The sequence below is a fragment of the Devosia sp. Root635 genome, assembly GCF_001427605.1.
GTDB lineage: Bacteria > Pseudomonadota > Alphaproteobacteria > Rhizobiales > Devosiaceae > Devosia.
This window is the reverse complement of record NZ_LMGZ01000019.1, coordinates 215,546-233,413: the sequence shown is the minus strand read 5'-3', so window position 1 is coordinate 233,413 and position 17,868 is coordinate 215,546. Positions and strand designations below refer to the sequence as shown.

Here is a 17,868-nt window from a genome sequence, read left to right as displayed (position 1 = left end):
CGGAGCCTGACCATGCCCTATCTCGTCGCCCGGGACCTGCCGGCGGAGCCGGCCGGCATACGCTTTCGTGCCCTGGTGGAGCACGCAGGCATCCTGCCGCTGCCCGGAGCGCATAACGGCATGGCGGCATTGCAGGCCAAGGCGGCGGGTTTTGCGGCGCTCTACCTCTCCGGCGCGGCGATGACCGCGCAGATGGGACTGCCCGATCTGGGGATCATCACGGTCGACGAGGTGAGCTTTTTCATCCGGCAGCTGGAAAGAGCCAGCGGCTTGCCGGTGCTGGTCGACGGCGATACGGGCTATGGCGAGGCGCTTAACGTCATGCATATGGTGCGCGTCTTCGAAGCCGCGGGCGCCGGCGCCGTACATATCGAAGATCAATTGTTGCCCAAGAAATGCGGGCATCTCAACGACAAGAAACTCGCCGATGCCCGGGACATGGCGGCAAAGGTTGCGGCAGCGGCCCGGGCCCGGCGGCATCTCTACCTCATTGCCCGAACTGACGCCGCGGCAAGCGAAGGCATGGACGGGGCCGTCGCCCGTGCGCGGCTCTATCTGGAAGCGGGCGCCGACGCGATCTTCCCGGAGGCCCTGACCAGCGCGGAAATGTTCCGGGAATTTGCCCGCCGGTTGCCCAATGTCCCGTTGCTGGCCAACATGACCGAATTCGGCCGCACGCCGTTCTTCACGGCCGCCGAATTCGAGGCAATGGGCTACCGCATGGTGATCTGGCCGGTCTCGTCGCTGCGTGTCGCCAACAAGGCGCAGCAGGCGCTCTACGATACCATCGCGCAGCTCGGCAGCACCCAGCCGATGCTGCAGGCCATGCAAACCCGCCAGGAGCTCTACGATCTTATCGGGCTCAATGCCTATGAAGCGCTCGATGCTTCGATCGTCGCCTCACTCGTCCCCGGCCCGCAGCACTGAAATGACCCCAGTTGGTGTGATGAGGCGGCGCCGCCGCAGCGTGTTGTTCGTCCCTGGCGCAAACCTCCGCGCCATCGAGAAGGCGAGAGGGCTGCCGGCCGACGTGGTTATCCTGGATATCGAGGATTCCGTGGCCGACGGGCAAAAGGCCCAGGCGCGGCGCAATGCGGTCGAGGCCATAAGCAGCGGCGCCTTTGCGGCCGGCGAGGTGCTGCTGCGCATCAATCCCGTGGGCAGCCTGGATTTCGCTGCCGATATGGAAGCGGCAAGGGGTGCCGCGGGCATCGTTCTGCCCAAGGTGGAAAGCGTCGAGCATCTGGCTGCCGCTGCCCCGGCGGGCCTGCCGCTCTGGGCCATGCTCGAGACGCCGCGTGCGGTGCTCCAGGCCGGTTCGATTGCCGCCGCCGCCGGGCACCTGCCGCTGGCGGCACTCATCGTCGGCCCCAACGACCTGATCCGCACCACTGGCATCTCGCCGGGACAGGATCGTCAATACCTGCTGCCCTGGCTGATGCAGGTTGTTCTGGCCGGCAAGGCATTCGGCCTGACCGTGCTGGACGGCGTCTACAACGCCTTCCGGGACGAGGCCGGCTTCGTCCGCGAATGCGCGCAGGCGGCGCAGATGGGCTTTGACGGCAAGACCTTGATCCATCCGTCACAGGTGCAACCGGCCAATGACGCCTTCCGCCCCGGCGCCAGCGATATTGCCTGGGCCAAGGCGGTGGTCGCCGCCTTTGCGGCGCCCGATGCAGCGCAATCCAATGTCCTGTCGATCGATGGCGCCATGGTGGAACGGCTGCATCTGCCGATGGCCGAGGCGATTTTGCGGGAGGCGGGGCAGGCTATGTCACTCCCCGATGATCTGGCGTGAAAACGGACGCGCTCGAGCCTGGGCACAAAGTCAGTCGCTATGCGTTCCTCGCCGTCATGCTGGGCATTTCCACCGCGGTTTTCGACGGCATCGGCATCACCGTGGCCCTGCCCACCATCGGGCGGGAATTTGCGCTGTCGGACGCGACCACGACCTGGGTGGTCAACGCCTACCAACTCACCGTGATCGCCGCCATGCTGCCTTTGGCAGCACTCGGGGATGTGGTGAGGCAGAAACGGCTCTACCTGACCGGACTGGCCCTGCTGGCCAGCATGGCGCTGCTCAGTGCCCTGGCGCCATCCTTCGGCTGGGTGATCGCGGCGCGTGCCGTGCAGGGGCTGGGAGCGGCCTGCGTCACTTGCGTCAACTTGTCCCTGATCCGGCATATCGTAGCGCCGGACAGACTGGGGCGCGCTTTCGGCTTCAATGCGACCGTGGTGGCGCTGGCGGCCACATTGGGGCCAAGCCTCGCCGGAGCGATCATTTCCATCGCTTCCTGGCAGGCCGTGTTCGGCTTGACCGTCATTGTCGGCCTTTGCGCTTTCCTCGTGGGACTTTTCGCCCTGCCCAATATCGAGCGGGGCGCCGACCGCTTTGATAGCATCAGCGCCGTTTTCAGCGCCGCCGCTTTCGGCGGCGTACTGCTGGGGCTGAGCGGGCTGGGCCATTCGTGGCCCTATACCCTGGTACTGGCCTTGCTGGTGGCCGGGCTCGTTGCGGGCATTTTGCTGGTCAAGCGGCAGCGCGGGCGGACCTCGCCCCTGCTGCCGCTCGACCTGCTGGGCAATCCCGTTTTCGCGCTTTCGGTAGGGGCCGGGGTCTGCGTCTTCTGTGCCCAGATGCTGACCTTCGTTTCGCTGCCCTTCTATCTGCAGCAGGTGCTGGATTTTTCGGTGCTCGAAGCGGGAATGCTCTTTGCCGCCTGGCCTTTGGCCATCGTCTGCATGGCGCCTCTCGCCGGCATGCTTGCCGACCGCTTCCCGCCAGGACGCCTGGGTCTGGCGGGCATGCTGCTGCTGGCCTTCGGCCTGGCCGCGATGGCCGTATTGCCGCCCCATCCCCACATGGCCGACGTCGTCTGGCGCATGATGTTCTGCGGGGCGGGGTTCGGGCTTTTTCAATCTCCGAACAATCGCCTGCTGATCGGCTCGGCGCCCCGCTCCCGCAGCGCCGCGGCCAGCGGCATGCAGGGCACGGCCAGATTGCTGGGGCAATCCATCGGCACGGCGCTGGCCACCATGGTCCTGGCCTCGGGCATCGGCCCGGCCGTGGCTCTGATGATCGGGGTCGGCGTCTCGCTCACTGGCGCCACGCTGAGCATCATGCGGCGCGGCAATATCAACGTCACCTAAAAGCTAGAACTATCAGATGGTTAAGATGAATGATGGAGGGGATATTGGGCACGCAAACCATTTATGAAGCCGATGTGATCGTGGTGGGATTCGGTGCCGCCGGGGGCTGCTCCGCCATCGAGGCGCACGATGCCGGCGCCGAGGTGCTGATCATCGAAAAGCAGCCGCAGGACGCCCACTATTCCAATTCACGCATGAGCGGCGGCGGCTATCACAGCCCGCGCCCCGACGGCGACCGCAAAGCGCTCAAGGCTTACGCCAGGGCCATGTTCAGCGGCGAAAACATCGGCAATCACCTGGACGGAGAGATCCATGATTTTGCCGATGACCATGCCCAGCTCTGGGCGGACCTTGCGCCGGACAATGACGCCTTCATGCGCCGGCTGGACCCGCAATTCAATTCGGTGGAAGTCGGCGCGGCCGCCTTCAGGCATTTTCCCGGTGCCGCCGAATCCGGATATTCGGTGATGCGGAGCACCTATTCGGGAAACAATGACGGTTGGGTCGGCCCTGGCTGGGGCGACAAGAATACGCCGGCTCTGTCCCATACGCGGTCCGAACAGGAGAATGGCGAGGCATTCCATGCCTGCATGGTCACTGGCCTGGCGACCCGCAATATCCCGGTCCATTATGGCATTCGTGCGCGCTCGCTGATCCTCGATGAGGCCGGCGCAGTCGTCGGGGTGAAGGCGGAACGCGACGGAAACACGGTGATTTACCGTGCTCGCCGCGGCGTGGTGCTGACCTGCGGTGGCTATGAATATAATCGCCGCATGCGGCAGGCCTTTCTCGACGGGCCGGGTGCAGAAGCCTGGGCCTTTTACGGCACCTCGGCCAATACCGGCGACGGCATCGAAATGGCGCTGCGCGCCGGGGCGGGCCTCACCAAGGCCAGCAGCGTCGCCGCCCGTGTCATTGCCGCCGTGCCGGAGCGGCGCAATGGGCTCAAGGTCGGCCTCAATACCACGGGCATCGGCAAGCCGAACGAAATCGTCGTCGACAATTACGGCAGCCGCTATGCCGCGGAGCGGCGCATCACCAAGGATCCGAGCCGCTATTTCTTCTACAAGGAAGCCCTGCAGTTCGACACGGTCAACCTGACCTATCCGCGCATTCCCTCATGGATGATCTTCGATGCGACGCTGATGGAGGCAGGGCCGGTCGTCAATCTCGTGGTCGCCTCCTACAATGCCGTCGAATGGGGAAGCGACAATCGGCTGGCACTCGAAAAGGGCTGGATATTGCAGGCCGAAACCATCGAAGACCTGGCCGCCCGCATCCGGGAGCATCCGGACAATCACGGCCGGATGGAGACCGAGCGCCTCGCCACGACGGTCACCGCCTATAACAGCTATTGCGCTGCCGGCGCCGATCCCGATTTCCAGCGCCAGTCCGACACGTTGGGGCCGGTCGCCAAGGCGCCATTCTATGCCATCCCGCTCTATATGGGTGGCCCCAACACCAAGGGCGGCCTGCGGGCCAATGCCAGGCGGCAGGTGCTCGATTGGCAGGACGAGCCAATTGCACGGCTCTATACCGCCGGCGAAATCGCCTCGGTTTTCCAGTTCGTCTATCAGGGGGGTGGCAACCTGGCCGAATGCATCACCTTCGGCCGGGTCGCCGGCCGCAACGCCGCCGCCGAATCCGCGCTTTAGTCAGCCGTGGCGGGCGATCGACCCGATCGCCCGCCACGGCCTAGATCACGTCTTCTTCGGCCAGCTTGCGGATATCGGCCTCGTCGAACCCCAGCAGGTCGCGCAGGACATAGACATTGTCCTCGCCATACATGGGCGCCCCGCGCTCGGTAACGCCGCCGATATGGGCGGTGCTTCGGCTGAATTTCATCGGCAGTTCCGCCACCGGCCAGCGGCCTATCCTGGTGCCGGTGACCTCGGTCAGCCAGTCCAGCGCCGCCAGTTGCGGATCGCGCTCGATCTTGTCCTGCGCCGTCTGGCAGACGCCGGCCGGCACGCCCGCCGCCTGCAGCCGGTGCATGAGGGCAAAGGCGTCCTCGCCGCTGGTCCAGGCCGTGACTTCGGTCTCCAGCGCATCCTGGTTGGCCAGTCGCGCATCGAGCGTGGCAAAACGGGGATCGGCCAGCCATTGCGGCCGCCCGGCTACATTGGCCAACGCCATCCATTCGGTCTCGGTAAAACAGGCGATGGCCAGCCAGCGGTCAGTGCCCGCACAGCGGAAAGCGCCGTGCGGTGCCGCCGGTTTGTGAAGCGAACGATTGCCGGTGCGCCTGGTAACGCGCCCATTGACCGACCAGTCCAGAATGGCCGTGCCATTGAGGAAGATGCCGCTTTCGCATTGCGAGGAATCGATCCATTGGCCCTCCCCGGTGCGCTCTCGATGATAGAGCGCGCCCAATGTTGCCAAGGCGAAGCCATAGGCGCCCATCCAGTCGAGGAAAGAATAGCCCCAGCCGGTGGGCATGGCTGGCTCGGGCATGCCCGACATTTCCGAAACGCCCGCAAAGGCAGCCGCTACCGGGCCCACCGTGCGCATGCGCCCATAGCTGCCGCGCGTGCCCATGCCGGATTGCTGCACATAGATGATATCCGGCTTGATCTGGCGCATCACGTCATAGCCCAGGCCAAGCCGCTCGAGAACGCCGGGGGAAAAGCCCTCCGCCACCACGTCGGACATGGCCACCAGCCGCTTGGCGATATCCAGTCCCCTGGGATGCTTGATATTGAGCGAAAAGCCACGCTTGCCGGAATTCTTGTTGTTGAACTGCCCGCCCATGCTGGGGTCGGTCTCGCCTGGCAACGGACCGGTAGCGACGGCGCGGGCGGCGCGGCCACCCACCGGCGCCATGGCTGCAAAGCGCGTGTCCGGATTGCCCTTCCACTCCACCTTGAGGCATTCCGCGCCCAGCCCGGCCATGAACCGCGTGCCGCCTGCCGAAGCCAGGAACCAGGAGAAATCCAGGATACGGATATTCTGCAGCGCAAAGGGCTTGCCATTTGCAGCCAGGCGCAGCGGCTCCGTCTTGCGCAACGCGGGCTCCACGCGCGCCGGAACGATCGGCGCGCCGAGGACGGCGGTCGTATCCTCGCCCAGCAGCGGCGCCCGGCGGCCGACCTGCCAGGCAGTGGCATTGCTCAGCCATTTGCTGGTGACATAGCGGAAGCTGCGGCCCAGTTCGGGATGGTCCACCTCCGCCAGGGTCTGGCGCTCCAGCCAGTGCGGGTCGTCGGCGGCCTCATGTGGCTTACGCAAGGGAGACCAGAGCAGGCCCACATCCTGCGCCTCCCGCCAGGGCATGTCCTCGGCGGTGAAGCTGCGCGTGAAATCGCGTATGATGGCGTCCAGCGCCACGGCGCGTTCATCGGTCTCGCCGGTGCCGGGAATGTCGCGCCCGCCCACCACTGGCCGCGCATTCGACGGCGGCCGGGGCAGGGCCTCGCGCACGCCTTCGGTGAAGCCATGACGGGCGAAGAAGTCGACGATTTCATCCTGGTTCTGCCGCGCGGCGATCCAGGTCAGGAACCACCGGCCGTCACTGGTCTGGCTGATCGTGGGCACCGGATCGATCTTTTCGCGCGCATGGCGCCCGGTCTGGCGATAGAGCGGCACCCGCCGCATGACCCAATACATCAGATCCAGCTCGGTATTCTTGGCCACCGCGTCGTGGATAGCGCAGGACACATCCTGGCCCTTGCCGTCGCGCCGGCGCGCCAGCAATGCCGCCACGATGGCAATCGCCAGTTGTTCGCCGGCAATGTGATAGGCCTGCCAGGCCTGCGGCGCGATCGGCGCCAGCTCGTAGCGGCCATCGGGGTCGGGGTCGTAGCCGCAATTCATCATCACCCCGCCAAGCGCCAGATGCACCAGGTCAGAGCCGGCATAGTCCTTCCACGGCCCGGCATCGCCAAAGGGCGTCATGCGCGACAGGACGAGGCCCGGAAACCGGGCCAGCAGCTCGGCGCGTGTCATGCCCAGCGCGCCGGCAATGCCGCCTCTGGTGGAATCGAGCAGCACGTCGGCGCCTTCGAGCAGCAGGAGCAGCCGGTTCCGGTCCGCCCCGGCAGCCAGGTCGAGGATGACGGACTTCTTGCCGCGATTGTAGTTCCAGAAATGCAGGGACCGGTCGGGATGGGCCTCATCGTCAAAAAACGGGCCGATGCGCCGTGTGGCGCTGCCACCAGGCGGTTCGATCTTGATCACGTCCGCGCCAAGGCCAGCGAGCAGCAGGCCGCAATATTCGGCACTTTCGTCGGCGATCTCGATGACACGGACGCCGTCCAGCATGCCCTTGCTGGCCGCCGCGGCGCTTTTCGCGCCTGTTGCTTCTGCCGCCGCCACCGCCTTGTTCATCGTCGTCCTCACGCTTGTAGAAATTCTTGGGATAGGAAGGGCCCATAGGGTTGCCACCTGTGCGAGCGCCACTCATGTCCGGGGGCAGGCAGGCTGCTACAGCTTTCGCGTCAGCTCCGGCAGAGCCTCGAAAATATCGGCAACGAGGGCAAAGTCGGCCAGCCGCATGATCGGTGCCTGTGCGTCAGTGTTGATGGCAACGATGACGCGGCTGTCCTTCATCCCCGCCAGATGCTGGATGGCGCCGGAAATGCCACAGGCGATATAGAGGTCCGGCGCCACGATCCTGCCGGTCTGGCCGACCTGAACGTCGTTGCCGACGAAGCTGGCATCCACCGCCGCGCGGGATGCGCCGACCGCGGCCTCCAGTCTGTCGGCCAGGGGCAGGATCAACTCGGCAAAGCTCTCCTTGCTGCGCAAGGCCCGGCCACCGGACACCACGACGCGCGCCGTGGCCAGGTCAGGACGGTCGCTGCGGGATGCTTCGAGCGAAACGAAGCTCGAAAGCGCCGGGCCCTCGATCGGGGCAATGGGTTCGATAGGCGCTGCCGCGCCGCGCCCGGCATCGGCAAAGGCCGATGCCCGCACCGTCAGCACCTTGCATGAATCCTGCGCCTCGACGGTCAGGATGGCATTGCCGGCATAGATGCGCCGGTCGAACCTGTCCGGCCCCCGCACCGCCACGATTTCGGAAACCTGCATCACGTCCAGCATCGCGGCAACGCGCGGCATGATCGCCTTGGCTGCGGAACTGGCCGGAGCCATCAGCACGTCATAGCCGGGCGCCAGGCTGACCAGCAGGTCGGCAATCCGCTCGGCCGGCCCATGCTCGTAGCGTGGATCGTCGGCGCAGAACACGCGGTTCACCCCCGCAATTTCGGCCGCCGCCGCGGCGATTGCCCCGCAATCGTGGCCGGCAACCAGAATGTCGATGGTGCCTCCGATTTCCCGCGCCGCCGTCACCACGCGCGACACCGTGCCCGCAAGCATGCCGTCATGATGATCGGCCAGAACAAGAATGGTCATTGTACGGCCCTCCCGGACGGTATCAGATCGGCTTCCCGCAGCCGGGCGATCAGGTCATCGACCGACTCCACCACCAGCCCCGCCTGCCGCTCGGGCGGTTCACGGATTTCCATGCGCCTGAGACGGGGCGAGGTGTCGATGCCAAAAGCATCGAGCGGGCGCGTTTCGAGCGGCTTCTTCTTGGCCTTCATGATGTTGGGAAGGGATGGGTAGCGCGGCTCGTTGAGGCGCAGATCGGCGGTGATGACGGCGGGCAGGGGGACATCGCGCGTCTCCAGCCCAGCATCGGTTTCGCAGGTCACGCGGGCGGTGTTTTGGGAAAGCGCGATGTTGGAGGCGCAATTGGCCTGTCCCCAGCCCAGCAATCCGGCCAGCATCGGGCCGGTCTGGTTGTTGTCCTCGTCGATGGAGAGCTTGCCCATGAGGACGAGGTGTGCCCCTTCTTCGGCGACGATCGCGGCAAGTATCCTGGCAATCGCCAGCGGTTCGATCGCCGCGCCGGTTTCCACCAGCACGGCCCGGTCTGCGCCCAGCGCCAATGCCGTCCGCAAGGTCTCCTGCGCGGCCTGCGGCCCGATGCTGACCGCCAGCACCTCGTCGGCAAGGCCTTGTTCACGCAGGCGCACGGCCTCTTCGAGAGCGATCTCGTCAAACGGGTTCATTGCCATCTTGGCATTGGCAATGTCAGGGCCGCCGCCATCCGAACGAAGGCGGATACGGACACTGGCTTCGACCACCCTTTTGACGGGCACGATGATCTTGAGACTCATGGTTCAGCTCCGTTTGTGGCTGCCGGCCACCCGAGCGCCCGCGCCAGAAGGGGGCCAACGGCCTCCGTCCGCTGTGCCGACAACAGGGTTTCAGCCAGGCATGCGCCATCGATGCCGGCGCCGGAAAAGGCGCAGCAGTCGATGATCTTGGCGGTGAGCGCAGCATCGGTCAGCGGCATTTGCGCGCTGCCGCGCAGACTGGTCACGCGCTTCTCCAACCGCCTTCCGTCCTTGAGGCGGAGGTCCAGATTGACCCAGCGCGGAAACAGCGTGCCTTCCGCCTCGACCTTGCTGACATGGGGGAAGAAGGCCTGGATTTCCGGCCGCATCACCATGTCGTCCGTGAAGCTGGACAGCGCGATCTGCCCATCCGCCAGCGCGGCAGCCATGCCATATTGCATGCTGAACTTGGCGGTGAGCCCGGTGACCGGACGGTCGTGGATCAACGGGGTGAAGCCGCCATTGCTGCCAGAAACGACAATGTCGGCGACCTGATCGAGGACCAATCCGTGCTCGACGCGCAGGTCCAATATGCCGTCAAGGGCCCGGTGGGCGCCGCCGCACATGGGGTATTGCTTGATATCGACGCCGCCGGCCTCGATTTCGAGCGGAAAATCCCCCAGGCGGGACAATTGCTCCGACAGGTCGGCGCCCTCGGCATAGAGCTTGGCATAGCCGGCGCGCCCGTCGAGCGCCGTGGCAGCCGCAGTGAAGCCGCGTTGAGCCAGAAGGACGGAGCGAACAGCGGCGGCGGCGCAATGGCCGGGCTGGAAGGATTTGGCCATGGTGCCGAAATTCTCGTGCAACCCGCTGGCCTGGGCTACGGCCAGGCCGACGGCGTGGACGGTCTGTTCCTCATCGAGGCCAAGAAGTGTGCTGCAGCCCGCGGTGGCGGCAATCACGCCGATGGATGAGGTGGCATGCCAGCCTCGTTTGTAGTGGTCGATGGCAAAGGCGCGACCGAGCTTGCAGGCAACTTCGAGACCCACGCTGTAAGCGGCCGCCAGCACTTCGAAACTGACATTGCGCGCCTCGGCAAGGGCCAGGATCGGCGGTAGCAGCGCTACGCTGGGATGGCCGCGCATGGTCACGACCACATCGTCATAATCCAGCACATGGCCGGCAATGGCATTGACGAAGGCCGCCAGTTCCACCGGCATTGCCTGGCCGGTTGTCCACAGGGTGCCGTTCAGCGGGCCGCTATGGCCGAAGGCATAGTCCCGCGCGAGGATCGTGGCGGGCTCGTTCATGCCGCCAACGGCCACCCCGATCGTATCGAGACAGACCCGGCGAACGGTATCCAGGGCCTGGTCGCTGAGCGATTGCGGCCGGAAGCCGGTGCTGAAGCACGCGATTTGCTGGCTGGCCGTGGGCGCGGTCATGGTTCGGAGGTGCCGTCGAGCAGAAAGGTGCGGCCCTCGGCCAGCCGCCGTGCGGTGCGCAGGATGAGAGCTTTGTCGACCTTGGGGTTGTCGGCGCTGCCTGAAATGCTGCTTTCCACCGCGATAGTGCCCGATGGGTGGCCGATGCGGAGCTTCGGCCGGTCATGGGCCGACGATGCGAGCACAGTATGCAGCACGCTACCTTTCAGCCTGGCGGCGACGCCCGTGCAGGCGGTCACCGTGGCGGCATAGGCTCGGCTCACCGAGCCGGCAGCAAATTGCCGGCAGACGATATCCATGCTGTCGGCGGGCACCGGCCGGCCGGTGCTGAAGCTGGTATACTCGGCCGGCGGGCTGACAATCACGCAGAATGGCGTAGCGGCGGCGGGGCGGCTGTCGAAATATTCCCCAAAGCCGAGACGATGGGCGACAGCCCGGCGGATGGCATTGATCCGTCCGATCAACGCGGCATTGCCATCCACCTCATCGGGAGCCTCCGCCCCGCGCATACCGAGCGTCTCGGCCGTGACGAAGATCACCAGATTGGCGCAATCCACCACGGAAACGGGTATTTCGCCCAGTTCGGGCACGGAAAGCAGGGATTGCGGGGCGCCCAGCGGCAGCAGTTGCCCGGTTATGGCGCCCGCGGCATCGCCGAAATTGAGCGCGATCGGCGCGCCTGTTCCGGGCACACCATCGATCGCCAGGTCTCCGGCGACCAGCGGCTTGCTATTGGCGACCGGCACGTCCGCGGTGATGATCTTGTCGGTATTGACGTTATGGATGCGAACCCGTGTCGTGCCTTCGCGCGGCGCCACCAGCCCTTCTTCGATGGCATAGACGGCTGCCGCCGCAGTGAGATTGCCGCAATTGACGTTGAATTCCACCTGCGGAACCGTGATGCCGACCTGCCCGAACAGATAGGACACGTCGCTGTCGGCGCGCGTGGGCGGGCCCATGATGGCAGCCTTGCTCGTCAGCTTGTCGGCACCGCCCAGCCCGTCGATCTGCCGCCGGTCGGGGCTGCCCATGACCGCGAGCAGCAGTTTCGCCAAATCCTCGCGATCGTCAGGCACGTCACTGGCGCGCAGGAAGACCCCCTTGCTGGTGCCGCCGCGCATCAGAACGAAATCGAGCTGTCTCATCATCTATCTCTCGGGACTGAGAACCGGGCGATGCTGCACACCGCCCGGCAGGGAGGGCCTAGATCAGCGGTTCCTGGCCGATAACCTCGAGCATCTGCCGATAGAAGGTGGTTTCGCCTTCCAGCTCGGTGATGATCTCTTCGGGGGTCAGCGGCTCGGGGGGAACATAGCCACCGTCCGCCAGGAACGTCTGGAAGCGTTCGCTCGCCACTGCCTGCTGTGAGGCAGCCACCAGCTTGTCGGTAATGTCCTGCGGCAAATCCTTCGGCGCGATGATGTAGTACTTCACGCCAATATCGATGTCGTAGCCATATTCCGAAGCCATCGGCACGCCGGGGAAGAATTCATAGGGCGTATCGCTGAAGGACACGATGGGCCGCACGTCGCCCGACGCCACCTGGCCGCGGATCGACGGGCCGAAGGCGAAATTGGCATCGACGTGCCCCCCCATGAGCTGGGTAATGGCTTCGCCGCCGCCCGAGGTGGGAATGGCCACGATATCGAGGCCTGCCATCTCGTTGAGCGTTTCGACCGTCAGCCCGGATGGGGTCAACTGGCCGGAGGTGGTCGCATGGACGTTGCCGGCATTGGCACGGGCATAGTCGACGAAATCTTCCAGCGTCTGAAAATCGGATTTTCCCTGCACCGCCAGGATGCCCGGCATTTCAGCCAGCTTGACGATGGCCGTGTAGTCGTCGTTGCCGTCCCAGGGCAGGTCCGGAATGGTCAGCGGGCTCATCGCTACGGTACCGTTGGAGATGACACCCAGCGTATAGCCGTCGGCGTCGGCGCGAATGGCCATGCCGGTGCCGATCGATCCCGACCCGCCGGGGCGATAGTCGATGATCAGGTTGGCACCGAGAATTTCGCTCAACTCGCGTATATAGGCCTGGGTCAGCGGTTCCGTGCCGCCGCCGGCGGCATAGGGCATGATGACGGTGATATCGCGTGAGGGCCAGTCATCCTGGGCCATGGCACTCACCGTGCCAAATGAAAGCGCCGTTGTCATAAGGAGCCCGGCAAGGCTCATTTTGCCTGTCTTGCCTATCGTCATCGAAATTCCTCCTCCTGGTCTCGATGCGTCGGTTGGCCTGCCTTGTGGCCTCGGCCAACTGGCGAGCACTATCAAAAGGGGAAAGAAGGGCGACAAGCGATGATGCGGAGGGCCCCGCATGACCTCCAGTCATGGCAAGACTGGTCGACGTGGCAAATGGCTGTCCATCACCGCATGAGTTTTAGTCATGCCACGACCCAGGTAAGTTTTATTGACATTCCGGTCCCTACACGTGCCTTCTTTGTCGCGGTAAAACGGTAAACCTGGATTTATTTATCTAATAAATTCAGATGGTTAACGTGGGCCATTGCTCGCCGTGAGGAGAGGAGTTCGACATCGTTATGCAAGCGGCCAATTCCCTCCAGCTTGCCGAGCGTCTGGATCGCTCCAGTTCCCGACTGCTCAGCAGGCTGGACGCCGGAACCATGACCTGGCGGGCCTGGGGCGGGGGCCCGCCACTCGTCCTGCTGCATGGTGGCCACGGCTCCTGGACTCACTGGCTGCGCAATATCGAAGCGCTCGCCCGCACCCACAGGGTCATCGTGCCCGACATGCCCGGCTATGGCGATTCCGCGGATTTGGCCGAACCGCACACAATCGCCGGCATAGCGGCGGCCCTTAGCTGCGGGCTCGACGAAATCCTGCCTGGACAACGGCTGCAGATGGCCGGCTTTTCCTTCGGTAGCACCGTGGGCAGCCTGGTGGCGGGGCTGCAGGCGCATCGTCTCGACCGCCTTGTGCTGGTCGGTGCCGGCGCCGCACTGGGTGGCGTTCCGACGCCTCGTCCGCTCCTGCGCAAGTGGCGCGGTCTGCCCGAGCCTGCCGACAGGGATGCGGCGCATCGGCACAATCTGATCGCCTTCATGCTGGCCGATGCCGGCCACGTTGGCGATGACACGGTTGCCATCCAGGCGCGCAATGCCGAACGAACACGGCTCCGCAGTCGGCAAATCACCGCCAGGGGCGCCGCTGCCGCTGCGCTGGCCGAAATCAATGTGCCTCTCGGCGCCATCTGGGGGCGCGGCGACGTGAACTGGCCGGGCGTGCTGGAGGAGCGCATGGACATCCTGCGGGCGCGCGACCCCGATTGCCGTTTCGCTGTCATCGAGCATGCGGCCCACTGGGTTCAGTATGAGGCGGCCGAGGAATTCAACGAGACACTGGCGCATATGCTGGCGCCAACCTGGTCCCAACCCGACGGGCGGCAGCATGCCGCGGCGCCGCTCTCGTAACACCGGCTTGGCGCAAGCGTCGGCCGCTCATTTCATGGAAGCGTGATCATGCATGATTTTGACCCCAACCTGATTGTCCCCAAGTCAGGCCATTTCATCGACGGCAAGGTCGTTGGCGCGGGCGCCGACCGCATGCAGGTCATTCGGCCCTCCGACAGCGAGCCCTATGCCGATATCCCCCTGGGCAGCGCCGAGGATGTCGATCGCGCGGTCACCAGCGCCCACCGCGCCTACCGCACGGCCGCATGGGCGCGGATCGCGCCGCGCGATCGCGCCAAGGTCATGTACCGATGGGCCGATCTCATCGAAGCGAACAAGGAGGAACTCGCCCGGCTGGAAGCGGTCGGTTCGACGCGGCCAATTTCCGAAGCCATCGGCTGGGACGTTCCGTTTACGGCCGAAGCTATCCGCTTCTTCGCCGAATTCGCCGACAAGCTGGGCGGTGATGTGGTAGCGACCCGCCCCGACCATCTCGGCCTCATCATCGCCGAGCCCTATGGCGTCATCGCCGCGATTGCGCCGTGGAACGTGCCGCTGGTGACGGTGTCCTGGAAGGTTGGCCCCGCCCTTGCGGCCGGCAATGCCGTCGTGCTCAAGCCCTCGGAAATGACGCCATTTTCGGTCATGCGCATGGCCGAGCTTGCCATCGAAGCCGGCATGCCGCCCGGCATCTTCAATATCGTGCAGGGCAATGGCCCGGTGACCGGCGATGCCCTATGCCGGCACCCGCTGGTCGGCAAGATCACCTTCACCGGCTCTGGCCGCTCGGGCGCCGCCGTGATGACGGCGTCGGCAGAAAGCGGCACCAAGCCGGTGACACTGGAATTGGGCGGCAAGAGCCCGCAACTGGTCTTCGGCGATGCCGCCAATCTCGACAAGGTCGCGCAGTCCATCGCCCGCTCCATGCTGGGCAATGCCGGGCAAATCTGCGTCACCGGCACACGCCTGATCGTCCAGCGCAATATCGAAGCCGAACTGATCGATCGCGTCGGCACGATCGCCAAGGCCATCCGCCCCGGTGCAACCTGGAAGGGCGATACGACCTTCTCGCCCATCATCTCGGCGCGGCAGCTCGACCAGATCGACGCCAAGGTGCGTTCGGCGCTCGATGCCGGCGCCGAGGCGGCCATAGGCGGCCATCGCATCGAGCATATTCAGGACGGCAATTTCTACGAGCCGACCATTCTGGTGAATGTGAAATCGGACATGCCAGCGGTGCGTGAGGAAATCTTCGGACCGGTGGTCACCGTCCAGCACTTCGATGACGAGGAGGAGGGCATCGCCATGGCCGATGACTCCATCTACGGCCTGGCCGCCGGCATCTACACGGCCGATCTCGGCCGCGCCATGCGCGCCATGCGGGCGCTGGAAACGGGCACGGTCTGGATCAACCGCTACGGGCGCACCAAGGACTTCATCCTGCCGACCGGCGGCTACAAGCAGTCCGGCTTCGGCAAGGATCTGGGCCGCCAGGCCGTCGAAGCCAATATGCGCCTGAAAACCGTGCTGATGGAATTCGCAGAATGAGCGGGCCGGCACAACATCCGGTGATCGGTTTCGTCGGCATCGGCAATATGGGCTTTCCCATGGCCCGGCGCCTGCTCGAAGCCGGCTATCCGATCATCGCCTATGATCCCAACACTGAAGCGCTGCAAAAGCTCGCCGGGCACGGCGCGGAGATCGCCTCGTCCCCGCTTGATGTCGCCAACAGGGCCGAGACAGTGCTGCTGTCGCTGCCCACGCCGCAGATCGTGCTCGCCGTAGCCCTGGGCGAATCCGGTCTTGTACAGGGCAACACGCTCCGGCGCGTGGTGGACCTCTCCACTGTGGGGCCGGAATCCGAGGCCAATCTGGCTGAAAAACTCGCCGCAGCGGGCATCGCGACCATCGACTGCCCAGTCAGCGGCGGGGTCGCCGGGGCGAACAAGGGCACCTTGGCGCTGATGGTTGCCGGCAAGAGGCAGGATTTCGACCTTCTGCTGCCGCTGCTGCAGGTCATCGGCCGTCCCGTCTATATCGGTTCCAAGCCGGGCGAGGCGCAGATGATGAAAGTCATCAACAATCTCGTCTCGCTGACCGCCCTGGCAATTTCCTCGGAGGCGCTGGTCCTGGGGCGGCGGGCGGGTCTCGACCCCGATGTGATGATCGAAGTCTTCAACATGGGCAGCGCCCGCAACAGTGCCACCGTGGACAAGCTGCCCAACTTCGTCCTGTCGCGCAGTTTCGATTTCGGCTTTGCCCTGGGGCTTTCGGCCAAGGATACCAAGCTGTGCCTCGATGCGGCCCAATCGCTCGGCGTGCCGATGATGATCGGCAGCGCGGTCAACCAGCTACTGACCCTGGCCAAGGCCAGGAATGGCGCCGAAGCCGATATGACCACGATCATCAAGCCGCTGGAAGAATGGGCCGATGTCGAAGTGGCTGGCGCGAGATCGAAGCAGTGACGGTCAGCGCCGCCCTGACCGACTTCGTCGCCGCCTCGCGCTGGGAGGATATCCCCGCGCCTGTGCGGCACGAGGCGAAGCGCGCTCTGCTCAGCTATTTCGGTACGGCGCTGGGCGGCAGCCGCGACATCGCCATACAGCATCTGCAGCAGGTGCTGTCGCGGTTCTCGGGGCCGGCGGAAGCGGGCGTCATCGGCCATCAGCTTCGCCTCGACATGCTCAATGCCGCCTTCCTCAATGCGGCGGCCAGCAACGTCTTCGATTTCGACGATACGCATGATCCCACGATCATCCATCCCACGGCGCCGATAGCCCCGGTGCTGTTCGCGCTGGCGGAACAGAGGCCGGTTTCCGGCCGCGATCTGCTGCACGCTTTCATCCTCGGCGTCGAAATCGAATGCCGGATCGGCAATGCCATCTCGCCGGAACACTATGCGCGCGGCTGGCATATCACCTCCACCTGCGGCGTTTTCGGCGCCGCCATGGCGGCAGGGAAACTGCTCGACCTCGATGCGCGGCATCTGGTCTGGGCCCTCGGCAGCGCCTCGTCACAGGCTTCGGGCCTCGTGGAAACGCTTGGTACCATGGCCAAGAGCGTGGGGGTGGGGGGTGCGGCCCGTGGCGGGCTTTTCGCGGCCCTGCTGGCGGAACAGGGACTGGCCGGGCCGGACGAACCGATCGCCGGCATGCGCGGCTTTGCCCGTGTGTCCGCCTCTTCTCCCGACTTCAGCCGCATCATGCAGGGACTGGGTGAAAGCTGGGAAATCCTGGCCAATATGGTCAAGCCCTATCCCTGCGGTGTCGTATTGAACGCGGTGATCGATGCCGCCATGGCATTGCGCGATCGCCTGGGGGCCTCGGTGCCGGACCTGGCCTATATCGAAGTCGTGGCCCATCCGCTGCTGCGGCAGCGCACCGATCGACCGGTCCCCCTTTCCGGCCGCGAAGCTCAGGTCAGCGCCCATCACGCCGTGGCTGTCACCTTGCTGCATGGCCTGCCGGGACTCGACCAGTTCAGCGATGCCTGGGTGGACCGCGAAGATGTCATCGCCCTGCGCGGCAGGGTCCATCTTGCGGACGATGCGGCCCTGCCGGTCGGAACGGCGCGCCTCTTCGCCCGGACGAATGACGGTCGCGTATTCCGGGTCGAGATTGCCGAGGCGCGCGGCAGCCGTTCGCGTCCGCTATCCGATGCCGAGATCGAAGAGAAGCTGCGCCAGCTCTGCCAGCATGGTTGCCCCGGTCTCGACCCTTCGCCCCTGATCGACGCCGTCTGGTCGCTCGATGACGCAGCCGATGCGGGAGCGTTGATGCGTCTCGCACGGCCCCGATAATTTTC

14 protein-coding genes are annotated in these 17,868 nt (G+C 65.2%); 8 read left to right on the top strand and 6 right to left on the bottom strand.

The window, feature by feature from the left end; translation table 11 throughout:
* Positions 1-12 precede the first annotated feature (12 nt).
* The 4 genes from prpB to ASD80_RS12335 are packed head-to-tail and all read left to right on the top strand — an operon-like array spanning position 13 to position 4,805.
* Positions 13-927, top strand: a complete 915-nt coding sequence (gene prpB / locus ASD80_RS12350) for a methylisocitrate lyase (protein ID WP_056233217.1) — start codon at positions 13-15, stop codon at positions 925-927.
* Between the two features lies 1 nt (position 928).
* On the top strand, positions 929-1,798 hold the full coding sequence (locus ASD80_RS12345) for an HpcH/HpaI aldolase/citrate lyase family protein (RefSeq protein ID WP_056233215.1): 870 nt from the start codon (positions 929-931) through the stop codon (positions 1,796-1,798).
* Positions 1,795-3,150 (top strand): MFS transporter, encoded by a 1,356-nt coding sequence (locus tag ASD80_RS12340; RefSeq protein ID WP_056233213.1) that lies wholly within the window; start codon positions 1,795-1,797, stop codon positions 3,148-3,150. Before ASD80_RS12345 ends, ASD80_RS12340 begins: the two co-directional genes overlap by 4 nt.
* A 44-nt stretch (positions 3,151-3,194) precedes the next feature.
* On the top strand, positions 3,195-4,805 hold the full coding sequence (locus ASD80_RS12335; protein WP_200950309.1) for an FAD-dependent oxidoreductase: 1,611 nt from the start codon (positions 3,195-3,197) through the stop codon (positions 4,803-4,805).
* A gap of 40 nt (positions 4,806-4,845) precedes the next feature.
* Here ASD80_RS12335 and ASD80_RS12330 read toward each other — a convergent pair whose 3' ends face one another.
* The 6 genes from ASD80_RS12330 to ASD80_RS12305 all read right to left on the bottom strand — a co-directional run bounded on the left by ASD80_RS12330 (position 4,846) and on the right by ASD80_RS12305 (position 12,772).
* Entirely contained in the window at positions 4,846-7,476 is a 2,631-nt protein-coding gene (locus tag ASD80_RS12330) for a CaiB/BaiF CoA-transferase family protein (protein ID WP_200950307.1), read from the bottom strand.
* A gap of 96 nt (positions 7,477-7,572) precedes the next feature.
* On the bottom strand, positions 7,573-8,502 hold the full coding sequence (locus ASD80_RS12325; RefSeq protein WP_056233209.1) for an electron transfer flavoprotein subunit alpha/FixB family protein: 930 nt from the start codon (positions 8,500-8,502) through the stop codon (positions 7,573-7,575).
* Positions 8,499-9,272: an electron transfer flavoprotein subunit beta/FixA family protein gene (locus ASD80_RS12320; protein WP_056233207.1), complete on the bottom strand. Its 774-nt coding sequence runs from the start codon at positions 9,270-9,272 to the stop codon at positions 8,499-8,501. Before ASD80_RS12320 ends, ASD80_RS12325 begins: the two co-directional genes overlap by 4 nt.
* Positions 9,269-10,654 carry an MmgE/PrpD family protein gene (locus ASD80_RS12315; RefSeq protein WP_056233205.1) on the bottom strand — a complete coding sequence of 462 codons (1,386 nt, stop codon included), beginning with the start codon at positions 10,652-10,654 and terminating at the stop codon, positions 9,269-9,271. The genes ASD80_RS12320 and ASD80_RS12315 overlap by 4 nt, the downstream gene beginning before the upstream one ends.
* Positions 10,651-11,799 carry a 2-methylaconitate cis-trans isomerase PrpF family protein gene (locus ASD80_RS12310; RefSeq protein ID WP_162247354.1) on the bottom strand — a complete coding sequence of 383 codons (1,149 nt, stop codon included), beginning with the start codon at positions 11,797-11,799 and terminating at the stop codon, positions 10,651-10,653. The genes ASD80_RS12315 and ASD80_RS12310 overlap by 4 nt, the downstream gene beginning before the upstream one ends.
* 58 nt (positions 11,800-11,857) lie before the next feature.
* The gene (locus ASD80_RS12305) at positions 11,858-12,772 is read right to left on the bottom strand and encodes a Bug family tripartite tricarboxylate transporter substrate binding protein (RefSeq protein WP_162247353.1); all 915 of its coding nucleotides are present in this window, start codon (positions 12,770-12,772) and stop codon (positions 11,858-11,860) included.
* A 506-nt stretch (positions 12,773-13,278) separates the two neighbouring features.
* Here ASD80_RS12305 and ASD80_RS12300 point away from each other — a divergent pair.
* Genes ASD80_RS12300 through ASD80_RS12285 form a run of 4 tightly spaced genes read left to right on the top strand, consistent with a single transcriptional unit; the run spans position 13,279 to position 17,863 of the window.
* Entirely contained in the window at positions 13,279-14,085 is an 807-nt protein-coding gene (locus ASD80_RS12300) for an alpha/beta fold hydrolase (protein ID WP_162247352.1), read from the top strand.
* A gap of 45 nt (positions 14,086-14,130) precedes the next feature.
* Entirely contained in the window at positions 14,131-15,612 is a 1,482-nt protein-coding gene (locus tag ASD80_RS12295; protein WP_200950313.1) for an aldehyde dehydrogenase family protein, read from the top strand.
* Positions 15,609-16,529, top strand: a complete 921-nt coding sequence (locus tag ASD80_RS12290; RefSeq protein WP_056233196.1) for an NAD(P)-dependent oxidoreductase — start codon at positions 15,609-15,611, stop codon at positions 16,527-16,529. Before ASD80_RS12295 ends, ASD80_RS12290 begins: the two co-directional genes overlap by 4 nt.
* Positions 16,526-17,863 (top strand): MmgE/PrpD family protein, encoded by a 1,338-nt coding sequence (locus ASD80_RS12285; RefSeq protein ID WP_200950305.1) that lies wholly within the window; start codon positions 16,526-16,528, stop codon positions 17,861-17,863. The genes ASD80_RS12290 and ASD80_RS12285 overlap by 4 nt, the downstream gene beginning before the upstream one ends.
* Positions 17,864-17,868: the final 5 nt, after the last annotated feature.